Genomic DNA, 21944 nt, shown 5'->3' with positions numbered 1-21944 from the left:
GTCATCACCCCACGACCCGGAGTTCCAGCAGATCCTCCCGGCAGTTGTCGGGAAAGTCCGGGTGACCCCAGTCGCAGCTGTCGTCCGAGATCCCGAACTGCACGGTGTCGTCCGGCTCGACGAGCTCGGTGCGCTCCACGCCCGAGGTCACGTCGGTGACGGTCGCGTCGACGGCATTGCCCTTGCCCGGCGCCCCGCCGTCACCGGTGATCTCGTAGACGCCGGGGACGGTCAGCTTCACGAAGCCATCCGGCTCGAGGACCTTGAAGCACACCGCCATCCAAGGGCCGAACGGCTCGCCGACGATGGTCTCGCCGTTCAACCGGCCCACGAAGACCCTGAGCACCCCGACCCCGGCCTCCGTGCCCTCGCTGCAGGAGACCCAGATGATCCCGCCGTTCCCGGAGATCAGCTCGAAGTTCAGCGCCTCCGCCTCGTCCGTCCCCCAGTCATCCCATCCGGAGCTGCCGGTGAACCGATGCTGGAAGTCCACCGGATAGTCGAGGCGCTCCACGATCGAATCGTCACCGGCCGGCCGCGTGACCGTGACGGGAGCGTCACCGGATTCGTTCCGGCGCCCGAGCACCCAGGCGATGCGCGACCCCGGGCGGTAGGCGACGAGATCGGTGGGCGAGCCGCGGTGGTCGTTGTCGTAGGCGATCAGCCGGTCCTGCGCGTGCGCCATGTTGTAGCCGGCGATTCCGCCGCCCTGGTTGGAGTACACGGCAGGGCCCGACTCCCAGCCGCCGCCGGCGCCGCGGCGCCCGGGCAACACGGTGACCCAGCCTGCACCCGGACGGTAGAAGAGCAGGTCGTCCAGGTGTCCGGAACCGTCGTAGTCGTAGGCGATCAGCTGGTCGGCGGTCGAATTGAGCCGGCCGAGCGGATGGCGGTACACCGTGCGATACGTTCCGCCGGTGACCCGTTCGATCACGCGGTAGGACGAGCTCTCCGGGTCCGCGGCCACCACACCGGGCCGATAGCCCACAAGGCAGTCCTGACGCCCGGACCGGTGGCAGTCGAACGCGATCATCCGGTCCCGCGCCTGACCGACGTCGAAGCCGCCGATCCCCTCGCCCTCGGTCACGTACACGTTCGGCCCGAGCCCCCACTTGTAGGTCGCGACGTCGAAGGCCCAGGACACGACCGTCACCCACCCGGCACCGGGCCGGTAGAACACGAGGTGCTGCCCCGTCCTCGACGTGTCGTCGTCCACGGCCATCATCTGGTCCGCCGTCGTGCTCAGGCGACCCAGCTTGTGCCGGAAGATCCGCTGGTACCCACCGCTCGGATTGCGCTCGAAGACGCTGTACGACGCGCTCTCGCTGTCCGTGCTGACCAGGCCGGGCCGGTAGACGACGATGCAGTCCTGCTTGCCGGAGCGGTGGCAGTCGAACGCGAACACCCGGTCGCGGGCGTCGCCCAGCAGCACGGTCCCGCCCGCCGGCACCGGCCCGATGCCGGCGTCGCGGTTCTGGAACACCCGCTCGAACGTCCCGTCGGCACGCCGCTTGACCACCCAGTACTTCTTCTCGGCGCCCGGCCGGTAGATCAGCAGGTGGTCCAGCCTCCCCGTGCCCTCGTAGTCGACGGCGATCATCTGATCGCTCGTGCTGGCGAGGTCGTAGCCGGCGATGCCGTCGAGGCGCCCGTCGCCGTCCCCGTCCGCCGCCACGTACGACGCGGAGAACCGCTCGTTGAACCAGACGGTGTTGCGGCCGATCCAGGCCGCCAGGGTGTCCACCCGAAGGGCCGTCGCGGTGCGCTCCCCGGCGCCCGCCGGCACGAGGCAGCCGTCCCGCGCCGAGCCGACCAGGACGCCGACCAGCTGGGCGGCGCCGTCCACGGTCCGGGTGACGGGCGCGCCGGCGTCACCGCCGCAGGCACCGGCCGACGACTCGGCGGGAGCGCTCAGCACGAACGACGCGGCCGTGACCGCGCTCGCCGTGACGCCCGCCGTGTGCACCGCAGCGGGCGTCCAGGTGTCCACGGTCCGGCCGTACCCGCTGATCGCCAGCGCCTCGCCGTCCGACGCGGGAGTGCCGGCGACGGGCAGCGGCGTGGTGTCGACGCTCAGCGCCAGCCGCGCCAGCGCCACGTCCTGGTCCGGATGCGGCACCACCCAGTCGACCGCGCGGACGTACCCGTCCGCCGTCGACGGACCGGTCCGTCCCACCGTCGCCGTGGTCCCCTCCGGGGCCGCGCCCGTGCGCACCTCGGCGCCGCCGTCGGCCGGGAAGCAGGACGCCACGGTGAGCACCCACTGCGGCGCCACCAGCACGCCGGAGCAGGCGTTCTGGTCGCCCACCTCGATCCGCACCACCGGCCCGGCCGCGTCCGCCGCCGCGCCGCCGGTGACCGCCGGCGCGGGGGCCGCCGCACCGGCCCAGACGACGGCCGACGCGACGATCGCCGCGCCCCACCCCCGTAATCGCCGGACTCTGAGTTCGCTGTTGCCTGCCATGGCCGCCTCCACACCAGAAACCCGTCGTCCCGGGGCGCTCCCCAGGTCAGGTCCATGATCACGAGCGGCCTCTTCACACTTGCTTCAGCTCTGTGTCACAGCACGTCCGCGCAGGACGTAGCGGAGTACGACGGTCACGGCCGCCGTCACCGGGAGGGCGAGGATCGCGCCGACGAACCCGGCCAGCGCGCCGCCGGCGAGCACCGCGAGGAACACCGTCATCGGCGTCAGCGACACCGCCGACGCGAACACCCGCGGCGCGATGACGAAGTTCTCGAGCTGCTGGTAGGCGATGAAGAACACCGTCACGGCGACGGCGGTGCCGAAGCTGACGGTCAGCGCGACGAGCACCGCGACGACGGCCGCCAGGGTGGCGCCGATCTGCGGCACCGCGTCGAGGACCGCGACGATCAGCGCCAGCAGCGCCGCGTACGGCAACCCGACGATGAGGAAGAAGATCGCCGACGAGGCGCCGGCGCACGCGCAGATGCCCAACTGGCCGGTCACGTAGCCGCCGACCCGGCGGAAGACCTCGGCCACGACGGCGACGCGTTCGGGGTCGCCCGCCGCCCGGCCGGCGAACGCCTTGATCCGCGGCAGCGCCAGCATCGCGTAGACCGTCGTCGCGGCGACGGTGAACCCGGTGAAGACGACGCCCGCGACGCTGCCCAGGACCCCGAACGCCACGCCGAGCGAGTTCGCGGTGAACGCCACGACGTCGTCGATGGCGCCGCGCACCTGCTGCTCGAACTCCGGGCTGGCGAAGTAGTCGGCGGCGGCCGAGCCGGCGAACCGCTCGGACAGCCGGTCGAGCAGTACGGGCAGGTCGTCGACGAGTTCTCCGGCCTGGTCGATGGCCGGCCGCAGCGCCAGCGTCGCGAACAGCAGGAGCCCCGCGCCGATCGCGGCGACGACGACGAGCACGGCCGTCCCGCGCCGGCGGACCCGCCGCTGCACGGCCCGGACCTGCGGATCCAGGCCCGCGGCGAGCAGCAGGCCGGCCGCGACGGTGATGATCACCCCGCGCACCATCCACGTCGCCACCGCCAGCGCGAGCACCCCGATCACGACGGCGGTGGCCGCGGCGACGAAGCCCAGCGACGGCCGGCCGGGCGGGCGGGCCGTGCGGTCCAGCTCGTTCGACATGGTGTCTGCGCTTCCTCGGCGGGCGGCCGATTCGACGTCGGGGTACCTCACAGCATCGGCGAGCCCGGCGCCGCGGCCCTCACCCCGGCGGGGTGACGTGCGCATCGGCCCACGTGGCGCAGCCTGGCGACGACCGACCAGCCGAGGAGGCGCCGTGACCAGGGGTGCGAACCGTACGGATCGGGACGAGAGCGACACGGGCGCATGAGGGACTTCTTCTCCTCCGGCCTGTCGTTCACCGGGTGGGACGTGGTCCTGGCCGTCACCGTCATCGTGGTGGCGTGGCTCTGCGCCCGCTACGCGCGTCGTGCGGCCGACCGGGTTCTCGCCGGCGTGCGGGTGCCGGACGACCTGCGGCACGCGGGCGTCCGGCTCACCGGCTACGTCGTCGTCTTCCTCGGCGTGGGGATCGCGCTGAGCCTGCTCGGGGCGTCGATCCAGCCGGTGCTGGCGGTGGCGATCCTGCTGGCGGTAGTGGCCGTCCTCGCCCTGCGCGGCATCGCCGACAACGTCGCCGCCGGCATCGTCATCCAGACCCGCCGGCCGGTCCGCATCGACGACACGATCGAGGCGCTCGGGTACACCGGCCGGGTCCGCGAGCTCAACAGCAGGTCCGTCATCATCGAGACACCGGACGGGCGGGTCGTGCACCTGCCGAACCAGAAGCTGCTCGACAACCCGTTCGTCAACCACAGCGCGACCGGCCGGAACGCCTCCGAGCTGCAGGTGCGGATCGGCGGCGAGGTGGAGTCGGGGACGCCGGAACTGATCGCCGACCTGCTGGCGCAGACACCGGGGGTGCTCGCCGACCCACCGCCGCGGGTCCTGGTCCGCGCGATCGAACCGCACCGCACCACGTTGACGGCCACCTGCTGGCACCGGCCGTCCGACGGCGCGGCGGTCGTGTCGGCGGCGGTGACGGCGATCGGCCGGCGACTCGGCGGGCCGGGCCGGCCGGTCTCCGTCGTCGCGCCGCCGCCCGCGCCGGCTCTGGTGCCGCCGGCGGACGTGTAGCCGCTATGGGGTGATGATGTCGAACCAGAACTCGAAGTCGTCGAGCAGGCCCAGGAACTCGATGAAGGCGCCGGCGTCGCCGGCGACCGCGATGGCCCCGCCGTCGATCTGCTGCTGGAACGTGGCCTTCCCCAGGATGACCTGGTCGATCGCCGACCGCGGGCAGCTGATCGACGCCGTCGGCGCGGCGAAGCGGCGGCCGTCGGTGAAGTTGAGCACGCCGTTGCCGACCTCGAGGCCCCACGACTCGTCCGGGTCGCGCAGGTCCAGGTGGAACGTCCAGTCCTTGCCGGCGGCCTCGGGCCCGTTGAGCCGGATCGCGAGGAACTGCAGCAGCATCCGGCTCGTCATCGCCGTGACGGTGTCGGGGCCGGCCGTGTTGGGGGTGCTCCCGCCCGTCACGCCGTCGCGCAGTTCCTTCGCGCCGGACAGGTAGAAGTCGCGCCAGGTGCCGTTCTCCGACTGGTAGCCGAGTTGCTCCAGCGCGTCCGCCTGCAGCCTCCTGGCGTCCTGGTTGTCCGGGTCGGCGAAGACCACGTGGTTGATGGTCTGGGCGACCCACCGGTACTCGCCGTTCGCGTAGTCCTCGCGGGCCTTGGCGAGCACGGCGTCGGCGCCGCCCATGTACTCGACGGTCTTCCTGGCGGTCTCCACCGGCGGCAGCGGATGGAGGTTGGCCGGGTTGCCGTCGAACCAGCCCAGGTAGTAGACGTAGATCGCCTTCACGCAGTGGCTGACCGAGCCGTAGTAGCCGCGGTTGGCGAAGCTGCCGCCGATGCCGTCCGGCAGCTCGATCAGCTCGGCGATCTCCACCGGCGTGTAGCCGTGGTTGGCCAGCCGCAGCGTCTCGTCGTGCAGGTAGCGGTAGAGATCGCGCTGGCCCTTGAGGAAGGCGACGATGTTCTCCCGCCCCCACGTCGGCCAGTGGTGCGACGCGAACACCACGTCGGCGTCGTCGGTCCACAGCCGGATGGCGTCGTTGAGGTGGTCCGACCACGCCAGCGCGTCGCGGATCTTGGCGCCGCGCAACGTGTACACGTTGTGCAGGTTGTGGGTGGCGATCTCCGCCATGCACAACGCCCGCCGATCGGGCAGGTAGAAGCACAACTCGGCCGGGGCCTCGGCGCCCGGCGTGTGCTGGAACCGGATGCGCAGGCCGTCGATCGTCAGCTCCTGACCGGTCGCGGAGACGATGTCGGTCGGCGGGATCAGCGAGATGGTGCCCGACGACGTCAGCTGGCCGAGCCCGGCGCCCAGCCCGCCCTGCGCGTCCCAGCCGACCAGGTTGCCGTACATGTACGAGGCGCGGCGCGACATCGCGTTGCCGAGCATCACGTTCTCGCTCACGGCCTCCGCCAGGAAGTCGACCGGTGCGACGAGCCGGACCCGCCCCGCGGCGACGTCCTCGTCGGCGACGACCGCCCGGACCCCGCCGAAGTGGTCGACGTGGCTGTGGGTGTAGATGACGCCGGTCACCGGCAGGTCGTCGACGTGCTCCTTCACCAGCTCGAACGCCGCCGCCATGGTCTCGACGCTGATCAGCGGGTCGACCACGATCCAGCCCGAGTCCGTGCGCAGGAAGCTGCACACCGACAGGTCGTAGCCGCGCACCTGGTAGACGCCATCGGTGACCTCGAACAGGCCCGCGATCGACGCCAGCCGGCCCTGCCGCCACAGGCTCGGGTTGGCGGTGTCCGGCGCGTCGCCGTCGAGGAACCGCCACTGGTCGATGTCCCAGACGACCCGACCGCCGGCGCCCCTGATCTGGCCGCTCCCCTCGGCGATCAGACCGCGACGCGCGTTCTCGAAGTCCGTCTCGTCGGAGAACGGCAGCGTCCCCAGGACCTTCTCGTTGGCCGCCTTGGTGACCGCGGTGGCGGCGTTGCGCTGCGCCATGACATCCCTTCCGTCGACTCCCCCCGGTCGAGTGTCACGACGGCGGCGACCCGGTGGACTCACCCGGACGGGGTGAATCGGCGCTCACCGGCGCCGCGAAGGGGCACCGCAGCCACCCCCGCCACCCGCGCCCCTAGTTGATCTTGGAGCAACTGCGGAATCAATCGGGCAAACCGGGTGGCAATTCAGCCCTTTCTCCAAGATCAACTTGATGCGGGTCGCTGTCCGTCCGCCGGCCGAGGAGCTGCGGGACGGGGATCGGCTTCCGGACGCGGGTGTGCCGATGTGACTCGTCGCGACTGGCCCCCCTCACTGTGCGCAATGGCCGCGGTCGGGCACACTCGGGGCACGATGTCCGACTCGCCGGCCTCTTTCACCCAGGTACTCGCCGTGCCGCAGTTCCGCCGGCTGTGGGTGGCGCACGTGTTCTCCGTCGTGGGAGATCAGCTGGCCCGGGTGGCGCTGACCGTGCTGGTCTACGAGCGGACGAACTCGGCCGGGCTCACCGCGTTGACCTACGCGCTGACCTACCTGCCCGACTTCGTCGGCGGCGCCACGCTGGCCGGGCTGGCGGACCGGTTCCCGCGGCGCAGCGTCATGGTCTACACCGATCTGGCCCGGGCCGCGCTGGTGGCGCTCATGGCGGTCCCGGGGATGCCGCTGCTGGCCCAGGCGGCGCTGCTGTTCGTCGTCCAGGCCGTGGCGAGCCCGTTCGCCAGCGCGCGGCAGTCGGTGCTCGCGGACATGCTGCCCGGCGACAAGCTCACCGCCGGGTTCGCCCTCGTGTCGATCACGTCGCAGGCGTCGTTCGCGATCGGGTTCGGCGCCGGCGCCGCCCTGGTGGCCCAGTTCGGCGCGAGCGCTGCCCTGCTCGTCGACGTCGTCACGTTCGTGGTGTCGGCGGTGATCATCCGGGTGGGCATCGATCTGTACCGGCCGGCCGCGGGTGCGGGGCCACGGGGCGCCGCGACCGGGCCAGCGGAGCTCGGATACTGGGCGACCGTGCGGGCCGGGTGGGCCGTCGTCGCCGGCGACGCGCGCCTTCGCACGCTCCTGGCGGTCGCCTGCTGCGCCGGCTTCTACGCCGTTCCCGAGGGTCTGGCGGTGCCGTTCGGCGACGAGTTGGGCGGCGGCACCGCTGCGGTGGGCTGGCTGCTGGCGGCCAACCCGGTCGGGACCGTGCTCGGCATGATCGGGCTGCGCTTCCTCGGCCCCCAGCGACGGCTGGCGCTGCTCGGGCCGATGGCCATCGGCAGCAGCCTGGTCCTGCTACCGACCGGATGGGCGCCCGGCCTCGCCGTGACGGTGGCCCTCTGGACGCTGAGCGGGGTGCTGTCGGCGCATGACATCGTCGCCCAGTCCACCTACGTGCGGCTGGCACCCGCGGAGAGCCGTGGGCAGGCGATCGGGGTCGCCGTCGCCGCGCTGCGGGCAGCCCAAGGCCTGGCGATCGTCGCCGCGGGCCTGCTGGCGCAATTCGCCGATGCCGCCGTGATCGTCGGGGTGGCCGCGGCGGCAGGCACGGTGGTGACCGCCGTCGTCGTCCGCCGGTGGCGGCGTGCGGCCTCGGCCAGTCCGGAGCCACTCACGCCGTGATCGCCGATTCACGTCGGCAGGAATGTAGGTCGGAGGGTCAGTCCCAGGAGTTGCCGCGCATCGTCGGTCACCTCTCTCTGCTTCGGGGTGGACGGGGGTCGCCTGCTCGTCAGTCCCAGGAGTTGCCGCGCATCGTCGGCCACCTCTCTCCGCGTCTCGCCTGGACGGGGGGCTCGTCTCCGTCAGTCCCAGGAGTTGCCGCGCATCGTCGGTCACCTCTTCTCTGTTGCCTCGCCTGGACGGGGGCTCGTCTCCATCAGTCCCAGGAGTTGCCGCGCATCGTCGGTCACCTCTTCTCCGTGTCTCGCCTGGACGGGGTCGCTCACTCGTCAGTCCCAGCTGTTGCCGCGCACCGTGCTCACCTCTCTCCCTGCCTCTCACTTGGATCGATGTCGCTGCTCACGTCAGTCCCAGCTGTTTCCACGCATGGCGGGGCCCTCCCCTCGATGGTCGAGACCGGGCAGTGGCCGATCGGGCCGCGGCGGAACCGTCACGCGGTGACGCGTGCTGCTCGGAAGTCCCACCTTCGCCCCCAACTGTGGTCGTAAAGAGCGGTTACGGCTGGCCGCGCCGTCCATGTCTATTTTGCGTCCTACGTCTTGGTTATACTGTGCCGCACGTCCTCACATGGGGTTGACGTAGCCCGCCGGGCGGAGGAAGCGTGCACCGATTGCGATCGTGGCTCCGGGGCTGGGCGCTGTGGCGCACGCCCCGGCCGAGCCAGATCCTGATCATGGCCGTCAACGCCCTGGCCGTCGCCGTCGCCGCTGTGACCATCGTCCTCGTTCCGGTCTCGATCGGGCAGAACGACCTGGTCCGCTTCGGTGTGCTGGCCGGATGTGCCTGGGCGGCGACCGAGCTCACCCGGCACGTCGAGCAACGCCGAGCGGTCGCGCACTCGTCCGCCGTCGCCCACATCGACTCCGCCGCCGTGTGGGTCATGGCCACCACCATCGTGCTGCCGCCGGCGCTCGCCCTTTCCATGGTGGTGCTGACGAACGTGCTGCTCTGGGATCGCGTCAAGCGCCGCCGGACACCGCCGTATCGCGCCGTCTACACGACGTCGACCATCCTGCTCGGCACCAGTCTCGCCGTCCTCATCCTCGCCACCGGCCTGAGCAGCTACCCCGGCCTGCCCGCCACGGCCGTCGAGTTCGGCGTCATCGCCCTCGCCGCCGCGGTCGCCTGGGCCGTCAACTTCGGCCTCATCGTGGCGGCCATCGCCTCGCACAATCCCACCACGTCGGCCCGCGACCTGTTCTCCGACCTCTCCGGGCAGATCCTCGAAGCGGGCGCGGCCGCGCTCGGCGTGCTCGTCGCCATCACCATCGTGACCACCCCGGTGGCGCTGCCGGCCGTCCTGGTCGTCATCGTGGCGCTGCACCGCGGCAGCCTGGTCACCGGCCTCGAGAAGGCCGCCAGCATCGACGCCAAGACCGGCCTGGCGACGTCCGCCCGCTGGCACCACCACGCCGAGCAGCTGCTGGTCCGCGCGCAGGACGCCGGCACCGGCCTCGGGCTGCTCATGATCGACCTCGACCACTTCAAGAACATCAACGACACCCACGGCCACCTGTTCGGCGACCGCGTGCTCCGCGCCGTCGCCGACGAACTCCGCGGCGAGGTCCGCGAGCTCGACTCTTGCGGCCGCTGGGGCGGCGAGGAGTTCGCCGTGGTCGTCGCCGACATCGACAGCGACCAGAGCCTGCGGCGCATCGCCGAACGCATCCGGCTGCGCGTTCAGGCGATCATCCTCGACGCCCCCGGCGGCGAGGCGCCGGACCCGGTGACCATCACCGCCTCCGTCGGCGGCGTCCACCACGTCCCCGACGCCTCGACCACCGTCGACGACCTCGTCGCCGCCGCCGACTCGGCCCTGTACGAGGCGAAGCGGGAACGCAACACCATCCGGATCTACCTCACCGCGCCACCGCTTCCCACCGCCCCGGCGCCGGAGCGCACCGAGGCACCGCCGCAGCCGTGACGATGCCGAGCGAGCGCGGTCTCGCCCAGCTGGCTGGCATCCACACCGTCCTCGACGTCTTGCGCCGGGTGGGCGTGCCGGCCTGGCTGTTCGGAGGGTGGGGCCTCGACGCCCGGATCGGCCGGATCACCCGCGAGCACGGCGACGTCGAGTTCTGGGTGGCGCGGCCCTACGGCGAGCGCAGCGCCGCGACGCTCACCGCTGCCGGCGCCGTCGTCCTCGACACCCAGCCGCCCGACGAGTCGCACGAGTTCAGCTGGGACGGGGTCAGCTTCAGCACCGCCTACTTCGACGCCCATCCCGACGGCACGTTCGGCCCACAGGGCCGCTGGTCCGACTGGGTGTTCCCGGCCGGCTCCTTCAGCGACTCCCCCGGCCACCTCGACGGCCGTCCCGTCCCCGCGATGAGCGCCGCCGGAATGCTGGCCATGAAACAGCAGTTCCCCACGCTGCGAAACGGGCACCCGTGGCGGCCGAAGGACGTCCGCGACATCGCCACCCTTCGCGAACTCGTGGCACCTGACTGATCCCTCAGCCGAACTCGAGCTCCTGACTCTGCTTCACGTTGGGCAGGTACTCGCGGGTCGAGATCTCCACGTGGCCGGACCGGACGAGGACGCGGTACTCCTTCGGCGTCGTCTGCTTCACCTGGCGGAACCTGCGGTTGAAGTTCGAGAGGTTGCCGAATCCGCTGTCGGACGCGATGGTCGCGATCGGCAGATCGGTGTCGCGCAGCAGGCGGCACGCGGCGTTCAGGCGGACGACCGTGATGTAGCGGGTGAGCGTCAGCCCGGTCGACCGCGCGAAGAGCCGGCTCGCGGCGCTCGCGTTCATGTGCACCGCGCGGGCGACGTCCCGCAGTGTGATGGCCGCACGGTAGTGCTCGTGCACATGGGCCACGATGGCCTCGATCCGGCGTGCGCTCGAACTGTCGGTCCCGGCCGATGACTGGCCCGTCGTGAGCCAGGTGTAGGGCTGGCGGCTGAGCGCGACCAGCACGTGCAGCAACCCGACCGTCCTCTCGGCGGCCGCGAGCTCGCCGAGCGCCGCCAGCGCGGCCGGCGCCTGGGCGAACCGGAGGCCGTTGGGCGCCGCCGCCAGCATCGTGCTGACGCTGGCGAAGGCCGGCAGGTCGAAGAACGTCTCGCCGAGAAACGCCTTCGTGAAGTGGATGACGATCGCCTCGCTCAGCCCGCCGTCGGGGATCGACGCGTACGTGTGGGCCAGCCGCGGCCCGATCAGGACGAGATCGCCCGGCTGGTACTCCTCGATCGAATCGCCGATGAGACGGGTGCCCACGCCACTCACGATCTGAACCAGCTCGAACTCCGGATGGACGTGCAGACGTGGCGGTAGAACAGGTGACTTGAACCGGAAGTAGCGCCATCCGAGCGGGTAGAGCGGCTCGAGATGCTCGTACGCGACCGGCATCGCACCCTCCTCGTGGGCAAAAATCGTACCAGTTCCGAGCGAGCACGGCGTTGTTGCACCCACTGCCGATCCCCGACGCTGAACCCATGGTCTTCCCCATCGGAACAGCAGTGAGGCAGGCGTCATGAGGATCGAAGTGAACGAGCCGGCCTGCGTGGGCTCCGGTCAGTGCGCCCTCGTCGCGGAAGACCTGTTCGACCAGGACGACGACGGCATCGTCATCGTCCTCGCCGACCACGTCGCGGCCGGGCTCGAGGACGCGGCCCGGCGGGCGGCGGCGCTGTGCCCCGCCCGGGCGATCGCGCTGGTGGAGTGAGCGGCGCATGACCGGGCGGCCCAGGACCGTGATCGTCGGCGCGTCGATCGCCGGCATCTCGACGGCGGAGGCGTTGCGCCGCGCCGGCTACGACGGCACGATCACCGTGGCCGGGGAGGAACCGCACCGCCCCTACAACCGCCCGCCGCTGTCCAAGCAGGTGCTGACCGGTCAGTGGGCGCCGGAGGACGCGTCCATCGCCCCGGCGGAGACGTTCTCCGGCCTCGGCATCGACCTCCTCCTGGGGGTCCGCGCCACCGGTCTCGACACTGACCGGCGCCGGGTCCGGACAGAGGCCGGTGAACTGGCCTACGACTCGCTCGTGATCGCCACCGGGGTCGCCGCCCGTGTGGCCGGGCCGCTCCCACCGCTCGCGGGCGTGCACACCCTGCGCACCCTCGACGACGCGACCGCGCTCCGCGCCGGCCTCGACGGCGCGGCCCGGGCGCTCGTGGTCGGCGGCGGCGTCCTCGGCGGCGAGATCGCCGCCGGGCTGGCGAAGCGCGGGCTGACGGTGACCCTCGTCGGCCGGGGCGAGCAGCTGTGCTTCGGCCAGGTGGGGCCGCTGCTCGCCCCGCTGCTGGCGGACCTGCACCGGACCAACGGCGTGCGCCTCGAACTGGGCCGGGACGTCGTCGAGCTGCGCGGAGCGGACCGGGTCACCGGCGCGGTGTTGTCGGACGGGTCCGAGGTCGCCGCCGACCTCGTCGTGACGGCGGTGGGCAGCCGCCCCCGCGTCGAGTGGCTGGCCGGCGCGCCGCTGCGCAGCTCCGACGGCGTCGAGTGCGACCCGGCCGGCCGGGCGGCGCCGGACGTCTACGCCGTCGGCGACGTCGCGCGCTGGGCGGACGCGTCGGGCGGCTCCTCGACCCGGGTCGAACACCAGCAGCACGCGATCGAGCAGGCCCACGCCGTGGCCGCGACGATCGCCACCGGCGTCGCCCGGGCGCCCGGCATCGTGCCGTTCTTCTGGTCCGAGCTGCACGGCACGCGCATCCAGGCCTACGGGCGGTTCGACGGCGCCAGCAGCCTCGCGGTGGTCGCGGGCGACGCGGCGGACGGCCGCTTCGTCGCGCTCGCCACTCGCGACGGCGTCCCGGTCGGCGTCGTCGGCTGGAACCTCCCCCGCGCCTTCCGCGAGGTGCGCGCTCGGTTCGCCTCCACATCGGCAGATCTCGGAGAAAGGCAGCTTGTCCCATGAGCACCGCACCGAACATCGAGGGCACGGGATGCCCTCATCACGCGGCCGTCATGCCCACCGACGGCACGCCGTTCCGCCCATCGCCCCGGTTCGCGGCGTGGCGGGCCGAGGCGCCCGCGACCCGGCTGACGGCCGACGACGGGAACGTCGGCTGGTTCGTCACCGGATACGACCTCGCCCGGCAGGTCCTGGAGGACGCCCGGTTCAGCCAGGCCGACCAGCGCCACCCGGTCGGGCACCACGTGTTCTCCGGTCACGTGCCCGACGCCGACCTGGTGGCCGCCTTCACGACGGGCAACGTCCTCGGCCTCGATCCGCCGCAGCACACGAGGATCCGGCGGACCGTCGTCGGCCGGTTCTCGGTCCGCTCGGTGCGCGGCCAGCTGCCGGACGTCCGCGCGTTCATCGAACGCCGGCTCGACGAGCTCGTCGCCGCCGGGGGCACCGCCGACCTCTTCTGGGACCTCGCCGTCCCCGTCTCGGTGTTCGCCCACTGCCGCGTGCTGGGCATCCCGGAGCACAAGTCCGGCGAGTTCGCCGACATCTTCGCCGCCGAGGAGCTGCGGCCGGCCGAGATGGTCGAGTTCGCCCGCGCGGTGCTCGAGCTGAAGCGCGACGACCTCGGCGAGGACACCATCAGCGACGTCCTGCGCTCGGAGCTCAACGACGCGGAGAGCCTGGGGATCGTGTCGGTGCTGATGGGCTCCGGACGCGACGCGATCGCCTTCATGATCCCGACGACCATGGTCTCGCTGCTGACCGATCCCGGCCAGTGGGAGACGCTGCGCAGCGACCCCGCACTGATTCCTCCCGCCGTCGAGGAGTTCGTCCGGTTCCACGCGATGTTCGTCTCCGCGCATCCGCGCACCGTCGCCGAGGACCTGACCCTGCAGGGGATCGACTTCCGCGCGGGCGAGGCGGTCTGGGTGTCGACGGTGGCGGCGAACCGCGACGGTGACCGGTTCGCCGACCCGGACACCTTCGACGTCACCCGCGACGCCTACGGGCACATCGCGTTCGGCCACGGCATCCACGGGTGCATCGGCCAGCAGCTCGCCCGGGTGGTCATCGCCGAGGCGATCACCCAACTGCTGGACCGGCTGCCGTCACTGCGGCTGGTGCGCGCCGATCAACTGGAGCCGCTGCCGTTCGCCGGGCCGCTGCCGACCTACTCGCCGGGGAGTGTCCATGTCGCGTGGTAACGACGGTCTGACGTGGGCGACGCTGTCGCCGAGCGGGCGCGACGGCGCCGAATGGTCGCACGCAGGCATCGCCGCCGACGCCGGCGGGACGGTGTACTGGACCGACGCCGCGGGCGGGGCGATCATCGCGCGGCACCTCCCGACCGTCCGCGTGCAGCGGATCCCCGTCCCGCTGCTCGAGGTGCACGACATCACGCTCGGCCCGGACCCCGACCGCCCGCGGCTCTGGCTGGTCGACCCCGGCTGGAAGCAGCGGCCACCGGCGTACGAGCCGGAGGTGCGCGAGGGACGTGCGGGCGTGCTGGATCTCACCTCGGGCGACTTCACCGACCTCGTCCGCCCGGACCATCCGCGCTACGCCGAGCACGGCTGGTACCCGACCTCCGTCGCCGTCGACGACACCGAGTCGCTGGTCGTGGTGGCCGACGGCTACGGCGAGAGCCTGGTGCACCTGTACCGCGACGGCGCGGCGACGACGGTGCAGGGCGCCGGCGGAGCGCGGTTCCGGTGCCCGCACGGCGCGCTCGTCAGGGCCGGCCGGACCGGGCCCGAACTGGTCGTCGCCGACCGCGGCAACAGCCGCCTGGTCCGCCTCGATCTCGACGGGCACTTCATCCGCGCGTTCACCCACCCGAGCATGCGTGCCCCGAGCGGCCTCGCGACGCTGGGCGAGCGGCTCATCGTCACCGACCTCGACGGCGCGCTGCACAGCGTCGACCTCGACCGTGGCGTGCTCGACGTGCTCGTGCCGTTCCCGGACGGCGAGAAGCGGCCGGGCTGGCCGAACCACGAGATCGACGGCGCGATGCTGCGCCCGCCGCTGCACGACGGCGTGCTGAACAGCCCGCATGGCGTCGCGACCGGCCCGGACGGCTCGATCTTCCTCACCGAGTGGGTCATCGGCGGGCGAGAGCTGCACCTGCGCCAGCACCCGGCGAACGAGACGGGAGCGGCCCGATGAGCGTCGAGATCCGCGCCTACCGCCCGGCCGACCGCGACGACGTCGCCCGCGTCTGCCTCCGCACAGGGGCGAGCGGCGGCGATGCGACCGGGTGGTACTCCGACGACACGCTCCTGCCCGACGTGGCCGCGCTGCCGCATCTGGAGTACGCCCCCGACCTCGCCCTCGTCGTCGACGACGGCAAACACGCGATCGGCTACCTCATCGGCGTCGCGGACACCGCCGCGTTCATCGAGTGGTGGCGGCGCGAGTGGGTGCCCGTCATCGCGGCGAGGCATCCCGCCCCGGGCGCCCCGACGGCCCACGCGCCGCAGATCAGCGAGGCGCTGCTGCTCGAGGTGGGACGGCAGCCCGAGTTGATGCGCATCGCCGAGCTCGACGCCTACCCCGCTCAGCTGCACATCAACCTGCTGCCCACGTTGCGGGGACAGGGGTTCGGCCGGCGCCTCGTCGACCTGTACCGGGCGGCACTCGCGGCCCGCGGCGTGCCCGCCCTCCACCTCGGCATCGACCCGAGCAACGTCGGCGCCCGCGCGTTCTACGACCGGCTCGGCTTCCACGAGCTTCCGTCGAGCACACCGCACCATCCCCTGTTCGGCATCGCGACAACGCCGTAGCCGCGGTTCCTTCGTCCCCTGAATGAGCGTTCGAAAGGAGAGCAGCATGAACAAGCTCGTCGCAGGCATCGCCATCGCGTCAGGCATCGTGCTCGGGCTCGCCGCCTGCTCCGGCAGCGACGGATCGACCACCTCGGATCCCGGCGAGGTGTCGGGCGAGATCACCTACGCGCATTGGGATCCGAACCTGGAGCCGACGCTCGACGCGATCATCGACGCGTTCCGGGAGGAGTACCCGGACGTGACGGTCACCCCGGTCGTCCGGCCGTACGCGCAGTACTGGACCACCCTCCAGACGGAGGCGTCGTCGAACACCCTTCCCGACGTGTTCTGGATGGACATGTCGTACTTCGAGCTCTACGCGGGCAACGACCAGCTGGCGCCGATCGACGACCTGATCGAGTCGGGCGCGATCGACCCGTCGAAGTACCCGGACCACCTCACCGAGTTCTTCCAGCTCGACGGCGTGCAGTTCGCGGTGCCCAAGGACGTCGACACGAACGCCGTGTGGATCAACAAGGCGCTCTTCGAGCAGGCCGGGGTCCCCCTCCCGTCGCCGGACTGGACCTACGACGACTTCCGCGCCACGTCCCAGGCCATTCGTGACGCCCTGGGCGACCGGGGCATCTACGGCACCGCGTTCTACCCGTACGGCCAGCCGACCTACTGGAGCTCCGTCTTCGCCTATGGCGGCTCGGTGGTCGCCGACGACGGCACGAGCGGCTGGGACGAGCCGGGCAGCAGCCGCGGTCTGCAGGTCTGGGCCGACCTCATCGCGGACGGATCGTCACCGACGATCCCGCAGCTGTCCGAGACGCTGGCCGACCAGTGGTTCCTGAACGGCAAGGCCGCGATGTTCCCCTCCATCGGCGGCGCCAGCATCGCCCTGGTCGCGGCCGCACCGAACGCCGCCGACTTCGTCGCCGTCCCGCTGCCCCAGGCCGAGCGCAAGGCGACCGTCACCCACGCGCTGACGAACGTCGTCAGCGCCCGGTCGAAGAACCTGGCCGCCGCCCAGGCGTTCCAGGCCTTCCTCGCCGGCGAGCAGGCCCAGCGGCTCCAGGCCGAGAGCGGTGTCATTCTCTCCGCCTACGAGGGGACGAGCGACGCGTTCGTCCAGAGCCACCCGGACCTCGGCCTGCAGACGTTCGTCGACGCGATCGACTACTCCGTCCCGTACCCCGTCGCGAGGAACTCCCACGCCTGGGTCGCGGAGGAGACGGTGATCACCGGGCAGGCGTTCGCGGGCGAGATCACCGCCGAGGAGGCGGCACGACAGCTGGACGACATGCTCAACCAGGCGGTGGAGTCCGAATGAGCCTCGCCACGCACGACCGCCCGCCGGCCACGACGGGCACCGTGGCCGGCCGGGCCGGTGCGCCGAACCCCGGCAGCCGGCGCCGGCGATCCGACTCGGGCTGGTGGCCGCTGCTGTTCGCCGGGCCGTTCTTCCTCGGCATCGCGGTCTTCTACCTCTTTCCCATCGTCCAGACCGCGTACTTCAGCTTCACCGACTGGGGGCCGTTCGGGGGTGTGACCTTCGTCGGCGGCGAGAACTGGCGCTCGCTGCTCAGCGACGATGAGTTCCTGCGCGCCCTGTTCAACACCGTCGTCTACGTCCTCGTCGTGCTGCTCGGCGTGCCCATCGCCGTCGGCCTCGCCACGCTGCTGAACCGCCCGACGCTGCGTGGGACGATGGTGTACCGGACGATGTTCTTCCTGCCGTACCTGGCCATGCCGGTGGCCATCGCGCTGGTGTGGCGGCTCATGTTCAACGGCGACTTCGGCGTGATCAACGCCTTCCTCGGGCTGTTCGGCATCGACGGGCCCTACTGGCTCTCGACGCCCGGATTCGCGCTCGTCGCCGTCGCCATCGTGGGCCTCTGGATGGCGGTGGGGTTCAACATCATCATCCTCTCGGCCGGCCTGCGCTCGATCCCGCCCGAGCTGTACGAGGCGGCCTCGCTCGACGGCGCCAGCCGGTGGTCGCAGTTCGTCCGCATCACCGTGCCGCTGCTGACCCCGTCCATCTTCTTCGTGGTCGTCATGAACGTGATCGGCGGCTTCCAGCTGTTCGACCTGCTGTTCGCCATCCTCGGCAACAACCCGGTCATCGCGGACACCAAGTCGCTCGTCTACCTCTTCTACGACGAGTCGTTCGTGCTGAACAACCGCGGGTACGGAGCCGCGATCGCGTTCGTCATCCTGCTGATCGTCGCGATCGTCACGGCGATCCAGTTCCGGCTGCAGCGGAGGTGGGTCCACTATGCCTGAGCTCGCTTCCGCCCCCGCCCTCCGGCGGCCGGCCGAGCGCCGGACCGGCCGGAACGGCTTCGCCCACCTCGTCCTCGTCATCGGCAGCCTGGTGATGCTCTTCCCGTTCGCCTGGCAGATCATCACCTCGCTCTCGACGAACGCCGAGGTGACGTCGATCCCGCCGAAGCTGTGGCCGTCGTCGTTGCACTTCGAGAACTACTCCGAGGTCTTCGCCCAGCTCCCGTTCGTCTCCCAGCTCACCGTCTCGGTGACCGTCACGGTCATCAAGGTGCTCGGGCATCTCCTGCTCGGAGCGCTCGCCGGCTACGCCTTCGCCCGGATGCGCTTCCCGGGCCGCGGGCTCATGTTCGGGCTCGTGCTCGCCATCATGATGGTCCCGCCGCAGGTCTTCCTCATCTCGCAGTACCAGATCGTCCAGGGGCTCGGCTGGCTGAACACCGTGGCGGGGATCGTGGCCCCGGGCATCTTCACGGCCTTCTCCGCGTTCCTCATGCGGCAGTTCTTCCTCGGGCTGCCCGACGAGCTGGAGGAGGCCGCGCGGCTCGACGGCGCGAACCCGTTCCAGGTCTTCCGGAAGGTGATGCTCCCGCTGGCCCGGCCCGGCCTCTCCGCGCTGGCCGTGGTCGGTGTGCTCGTGTCGTGGAACGACCTGCTCTGGCCGCTCGTCGTCGCGACCGAACCGGGCACGCAGCCGCTGTCCGTCGGGCTCGCGACGCTGCAAGGGCGGTTCGTTACCGACTACCCCGTCCTGATGGCGGCCGCACTGCTCGCGTGCGCCCCCATCCTGATCGTCTTCCTGGTCATGCAGCGACGAGTGATCGACGGCCTCGCCGTCTCCGGCCTGAAATGACGCCGACCCCACTGGAGGAAAGAAAGATGACCACGAACCGAGCCGCCGCCGCCCTCGCCGGGATCCGGCGCCTCAGCGGCCTGCCGGCCGAGCGCATCGACGTCACCGTCGGCCCGGCCGGCGCCGCCGACGCCTTCGAGGCGACCACGGCGGACGGCATCCTGCGCATCGACGCCACCACCCCGGGCGTCGCGCTGGCCGCCTACGCCCAGTTCGCGCGGCGCACCCGCACCGGCAGTGTGTCGCGTTCCGGCATCCGCGGGCCCGCGGAACTGCCGGCCGCGGCGACCGTCGCCGCCACGTCGCCCTACCAGCGGCGGGTGGCCTACAACATCACCGTCGGCGGCTACACCACGCCGTTCTTCGGCTGGGACGAGTGGGAGCGGGAACTCGACCTGCTGGCCGCGAGCGGGATCAACGCCGCGCACATCACCCTCGGCCAGGAGGCGGTCTGGCTGCACGCGTTCCAGCAGTTCGGGTACACCGAGTCCGAGCTGCTGCGGTGGATCGTGCCGCCGTCGCACCAGGCGTGGCAGTGGCTCAACAACGTCGAGCACTTCGGCGACGGCACCACCCGGGGGATCGTGGAGCGGCGGGTGGACCTCGCCCACCAGGTCTTCGCCCGCATGGCCGAGCTGGAGATCACCCCGATCCTGCCCGGCTTCAGCGGCACCGTCCCGCCGGGCTTCGCCGAGCGGAACCCCGGCTCGGAGATCGTGCCGCAAGGACTGTGGTTCATCGACCTCGCGGGACCGCGCCGGCCCGACTGGCTGCGGACCGACACAGCCGAGTACGCGAAGGTCGCCGAGGCCTTCTACGGCGCGCAGCGCGACCTCTTCGGGCTGTCCGGCTGGTGGGCGGTCGACCTCCTGCACGAAGGCGGCAAGATCGGCGATTCGACGCTCGCGGCCGCGGCACGGGCGGTCGAGGACGCGATGCGGACGGCCGACGCCGGCTACACCTGGGTGGTGCAGGGCTGGGGCGGAAATCCGCAACCCGAACTGCTCGACGCGCTCGACACCAGCCGCCTGCTCGTCCTCGACCTGGTGGGCGAGCACTGGCAGAAGATGAACGGCTACGACGGCACACCATGGGCGTACGGCATCCTGCCCAACTACGGCGGCCGCACCAGCCTCTACGGCGACGTCGAGGCCATCGCGGCGACGCCGGCGACCCTCTTCGGGGACACCGAGCCCGTCGGCAACCTCGTCGGGATCACCGACATGGCGGAGGGCGTCGCGAACAACCCCGTCGTCTGGGATCTCTTCCACGACCTCGCCTGGACGACGGAGCCGATCGACCTCGACGCGTGGTTCGAGGAGTGGGTCGAGGCACGCTATGGGCAGTCGACGGAGGGGGCGACCGCCGCCTGGCGGGTGCTGCGCACGCACGCCTACGGCCCTTGGCGGGTCGACGAGACGGCGCCGACGCCGAAGGAGACCGCTCTCGTGGGCATCGGCCAGCCCGTCGACATCGCCACTCTCGACGCCACGACGGTGCCGGCGATCTTCGAGGCGCCGCACGCGGACGACCCCGATGCCTTCGCCGCGTTCGTCGTCTACGCCGGCACCGACTCCGTCGTGGCGGCCGTCCCGAGCCTCGGCGCGAACCAGGCCGGCATGGTGGGGCCGCGGGTCCTCCCGTACCCGGCCGACGCGCTGCGTCCCGCGCTGGCCGGGCTGATCGCGGCCGCCGAGGCCGGGCGCTCGCCGTCGCTCGACCACGACCTCGTCGACGTCGCGCGGCAGGTGCTCGCGGACCACGCCCGGCTCGTCCTCCCCCGGATCAGCGCGGCCTTCGACGCCGGCGACGTCGGCGCCTTCGACACCGGGACCGCCACCTTCCTCGAGCTCATCGACCTGCAGGACGCGACGCTGCACGCGCACCCGGCGTTCCGGCTCGAGACCTGGCTGGACGGGGCGCGCGCACTCGGCGCGACGCCGCAGGAACGTGCGCACCTGGTCGAATGGGGGAAGCGGCTGCTCACCTCATGGGGCGCCCGGGAGTCGACCATGCTCACGGAGTACGGGAACCGGGACTGGTCCGGGCTCGTCGGCGGCTACTACCGGCAACGCTGGGCGCTCTGGTTCCAGCAGCTCCGCAACGTGCTCACCGGCGCCCCCACCACCCCGATCGACTGGTACGCCGTCGCCGAAGCGTGGGTCACGGCCGAGGACTCCTCCCCCGAGCGCCCGGCGGCCGACGCGCTCGAGCAGGCCAGGGCCGCGCTCACGTTCGTGACGAGCCGTCCCGACGGGACATGACCACGTTGTAGCGGTAGCGCCCGTTGATCGATCCCGTCATCACCGAGTCGCGGATGACGCAGCTGACACCGTGGTCGGCGGCCAGGGAGGTGAAGAAGGCCCGGTCGAGGTAGAGCTGCCGCAGCCCGCCCGTCGTCGCATCCGCACCGTACGCCGCCCGGCGCGCTTCCTGGTGCTCTTCACGTCTGGCCAGGTCGTTGACGTCGAAGACACCGACAGCGCGCCGGGCCTTGGCCACCATCAGGGCGACGACCAACCGGGCGTACTCGGCGTCCGGGAAGTAGATGAAGACGCCGTTGCTGACGACGACGTCATAGCGCGGCAACGGGTTCACCCCACTCGCCTCGCGGACCTCGACGTCGTCGGAGTCCAGGACGCCGCGCGCCACGTCGATGAGCGCCGGCGCGTAGTCGGAGCCACCGACCCCCGCGCAGAGCGGCTCCAGGCCGTGCAGCAGCGCGCCGGCGCCGCACCCGACCTCGTAGACGGTGTCGGTGGCGGCGATCGCCAGCGAGACGACGATGTGATCGCGCTGCCGGTCGAACTCGTCGAGATCGAGTGCCGACGTCCGCGAGTCGTAACCGGAGAGTGCGGCCAGCTCGACCCGGCTGGGAACAGCACGACCGGACGCGACGAAACGCTCGCCCTTGCGCTGCCACACCTCGTACCAGGTGCTCGGAATGCTCATGTGCCCCCTGTCCCGCGGCGCGCCGCCCTCACCTACT

At 71.7% G+C, this 21944-nt stretch carries 18 protein-coding genes; 13 read left to right on the top strand and 5 right to left on the bottom strand.

Translation table 11 applies throughout. From position 1 onward, the window contains the following. Positions 1–4 precede the first annotated feature (4 nt). Positions 5–2464 carry a trypsin-like serine protease gene (locus ACW62_RS11695; protein WP_157574686.1) on the bottom strand — a complete coding sequence of 820 codons (2460 nt, stop codon included), beginning with the start codon at positions 2462–2464 and terminating at the stop codon, positions 5–7. An 84-nt stretch (positions 2465–2548) separates the two neighbouring features. Next, entirely contained in the window at positions 2549–3610 is a 1062-nt protein-coding gene (locus ACW62_RS11690; protein ID WP_053204276.1) for an AI-2E family transporter, read from the bottom strand. Between the two features lie 204 nt (positions 3611–3814). Between ACW62_RS11690 and ACW62_RS11685 the strand changes: the two genes are divergently transcribed. Further along, positions 3815–4624 carry a mechanosensitive ion channel family protein gene (locus ACW62_RS11685; RefSeq protein WP_053204275.1) on the top strand — a complete coding sequence of 270 codons (810 nt, stop codon included), beginning with the start codon at positions 3815–3817 and terminating at the stop codon, positions 4622–4624. Between the two features lie 3 nt (positions 4625–4627). Here the strand turns inward: ACW62_RS11685 and ACW62_RS11680 are convergent, their stop codons facing one another. Continuing rightward, a complete protein-coding gene (locus tag ACW62_RS11680) occupies positions 4628–6520 on the bottom strand; it encodes an alkyl/aryl-sulfatase (protein WP_053204274.1) in 1893 nt (630 codons plus the stop codon). Positions 6521–6871: 351 nt separating this feature from the next. Here ACW62_RS11680 and ACW62_RS11675 point away from each other — a divergent pair, with 351 nt between their 5' ends. From ACW62_RS11675 to ACW62_RS11665, 3 genes are all read left to right on the top strand, one after another. Further along, positions 6872–8116, top strand: coding sequence for an MFS transporter (locus tag ACW62_RS11675; RefSeq protein ID WP_157574685.1), 1245 nt, complete (start codon positions 6872–6874; stop codon positions 8114–8116). A gap of 661 nt (positions 8117–8777) precedes the next feature. After that, a complete protein-coding gene (locus ACW62_RS11670) occupies positions 8778–10100 on the top strand; it encodes a GGDEF domain-containing protein (protein ID WP_157574684.1) in 1323 nt (440 codons plus the stop codon). Between the two features lie 2 nt (positions 10101–10102). Next, positions 10103–10627 (top strand): nucleotidyltransferase domain-containing protein, encoded by a 525-nt coding sequence (locus ACW62_RS11665; RefSeq protein ID WP_053204271.1) that lies wholly within the window; start codon positions 10103–10105, stop codon positions 10625–10627. Between the two features lie 4 nt (positions 10628–10631). Here the strand turns inward: ACW62_RS11665 and ACW62_RS11660 are convergent, their stop codons facing one another. Next, positions 10632–11594 (bottom strand): AraC family transcriptional regulator, encoded by a 963-nt coding sequence (locus ACW62_RS11660; protein ID WP_169792040.1) that lies wholly within the window; start codon positions 11592–11594, stop codon positions 10632–10634. A 61-nt stretch (positions 11595–11655) separates the two neighbouring features. Between ACW62_RS11660 and ACW62_RS11655 the strand changes: the two genes are divergently transcribed. The 9 genes from ACW62_RS11655 to ACW62_RS11615 are packed head-to-tail and all read left to right on the top strand — an operon-like array spanning position 11656 to position 21219. Beyond that, complete coding sequence (locus ACW62_RS11655) at positions 11656–11847, top strand: ferredoxin (RefSeq protein ID WP_053204269.1); 192 nt, start codon at positions 11656–11658, stop codon at positions 11845–11847. A gap of 7 nt (positions 11848–11854) precedes the next feature. Continuing rightward, positions 11855–13048: an NAD(P)/FAD-dependent oxidoreductase gene (locus tag ACW62_RS11650; protein ID WP_083459651.1), complete on the top strand. Its 1194-nt coding sequence runs from the start codon at positions 11855–11857 to the stop codon at positions 13046–13048. Next, positions 13045–14250 (top strand): cytochrome P450, encoded by a 1206-nt coding sequence (locus ACW62_RS11645; RefSeq protein ID WP_083459650.1) that lies wholly within the window; start codon positions 13045–13047, stop codon positions 14248–14250. Before ACW62_RS11650 ends, ACW62_RS11645 begins: the two co-directional genes overlap by 4 nt. After that, on the top strand, positions 14237–15211 hold the full coding sequence (locus ACW62_RS11640; RefSeq protein ID WP_053204266.1) for an NHL repeat-containing protein: 975 nt from the start codon (positions 14237–14239) through the stop codon (positions 15209–15211). The genes ACW62_RS11645 and ACW62_RS11640 overlap by 14 nt, the downstream gene beginning before the upstream one ends. After that, complete coding sequence (locus tag ACW62_RS11635; protein WP_053204265.1) at positions 15208–15828, top strand: GNAT family N-acetyltransferase; 621 nt, start codon at positions 15208–15210, stop codon at positions 15826–15828. Before ACW62_RS11640 ends, ACW62_RS11635 begins: the two co-directional genes overlap by 4 nt. 46 nt (positions 15829–15874) lie before the next feature. Beyond that, positions 15875–17146: an ABC transporter substrate-binding protein gene (locus ACW62_RS11630; protein ID WP_053204264.1), complete on the top strand. Its 1272-nt coding sequence runs from the start codon at positions 15875–15877 to the stop codon at positions 17144–17146. Next, on the top strand, positions 17143–18102 hold the full coding sequence (locus ACW62_RS11625) for a carbohydrate ABC transporter permease (protein ID WP_083459648.1): 960 nt from the start codon (positions 17143–17145) through the stop codon (positions 18100–18102). The genes ACW62_RS11630 and ACW62_RS11625 overlap by 4 nt, the downstream gene beginning before the upstream one ends. After that, positions 18095–18955, top strand: a complete 861-nt coding sequence (locus tag ACW62_RS11620) for a carbohydrate ABC transporter permease (protein WP_053204263.1) — start codon at positions 18095–18097, stop codon at positions 18953–18955. Before ACW62_RS11625 ends, ACW62_RS11620 begins: the two co-directional genes overlap by 8 nt. A 26-nt stretch (positions 18956–18981) precedes the next feature. Continuing rightward, positions 18982–21219 (top strand): alpha-N-acetylglucosaminidase, encoded by a 2238-nt coding sequence (locus ACW62_RS11615; RefSeq protein ID WP_083459647.1) that lies wholly within the window; start codon positions 18982–18984, stop codon positions 21217–21219. Here ACW62_RS11615 and ACW62_RS11610 read toward each other — a convergent pair. After that, positions 21185–21907 (bottom strand): class I SAM-dependent methyltransferase, encoded by a 723-nt coding sequence (locus tag ACW62_RS11610; protein WP_053204262.1) that lies wholly within the window; start codon positions 21905–21907, stop codon positions 21185–21187. The genes ACW62_RS11615 and ACW62_RS11610 overlap by 35 nt on opposite strands. Positions 21908–21944 lie beyond the last annotated feature (37 nt).

The sequence above is a fragment of the Jiangella muralis genome (assembly GCF_001270745.1).
GTDB classification, from domain to species: domain Bacteria; phylum Actinomycetota; class Actinomycetes; order Jiangellales; family Jiangellaceae; genus Jiangella; species Jiangella muralis.
The sequence above is the reverse complement of the archived record's forward strand: the minus strand, read 5'-3'. Positions and strand labels throughout refer to the sequence as shown.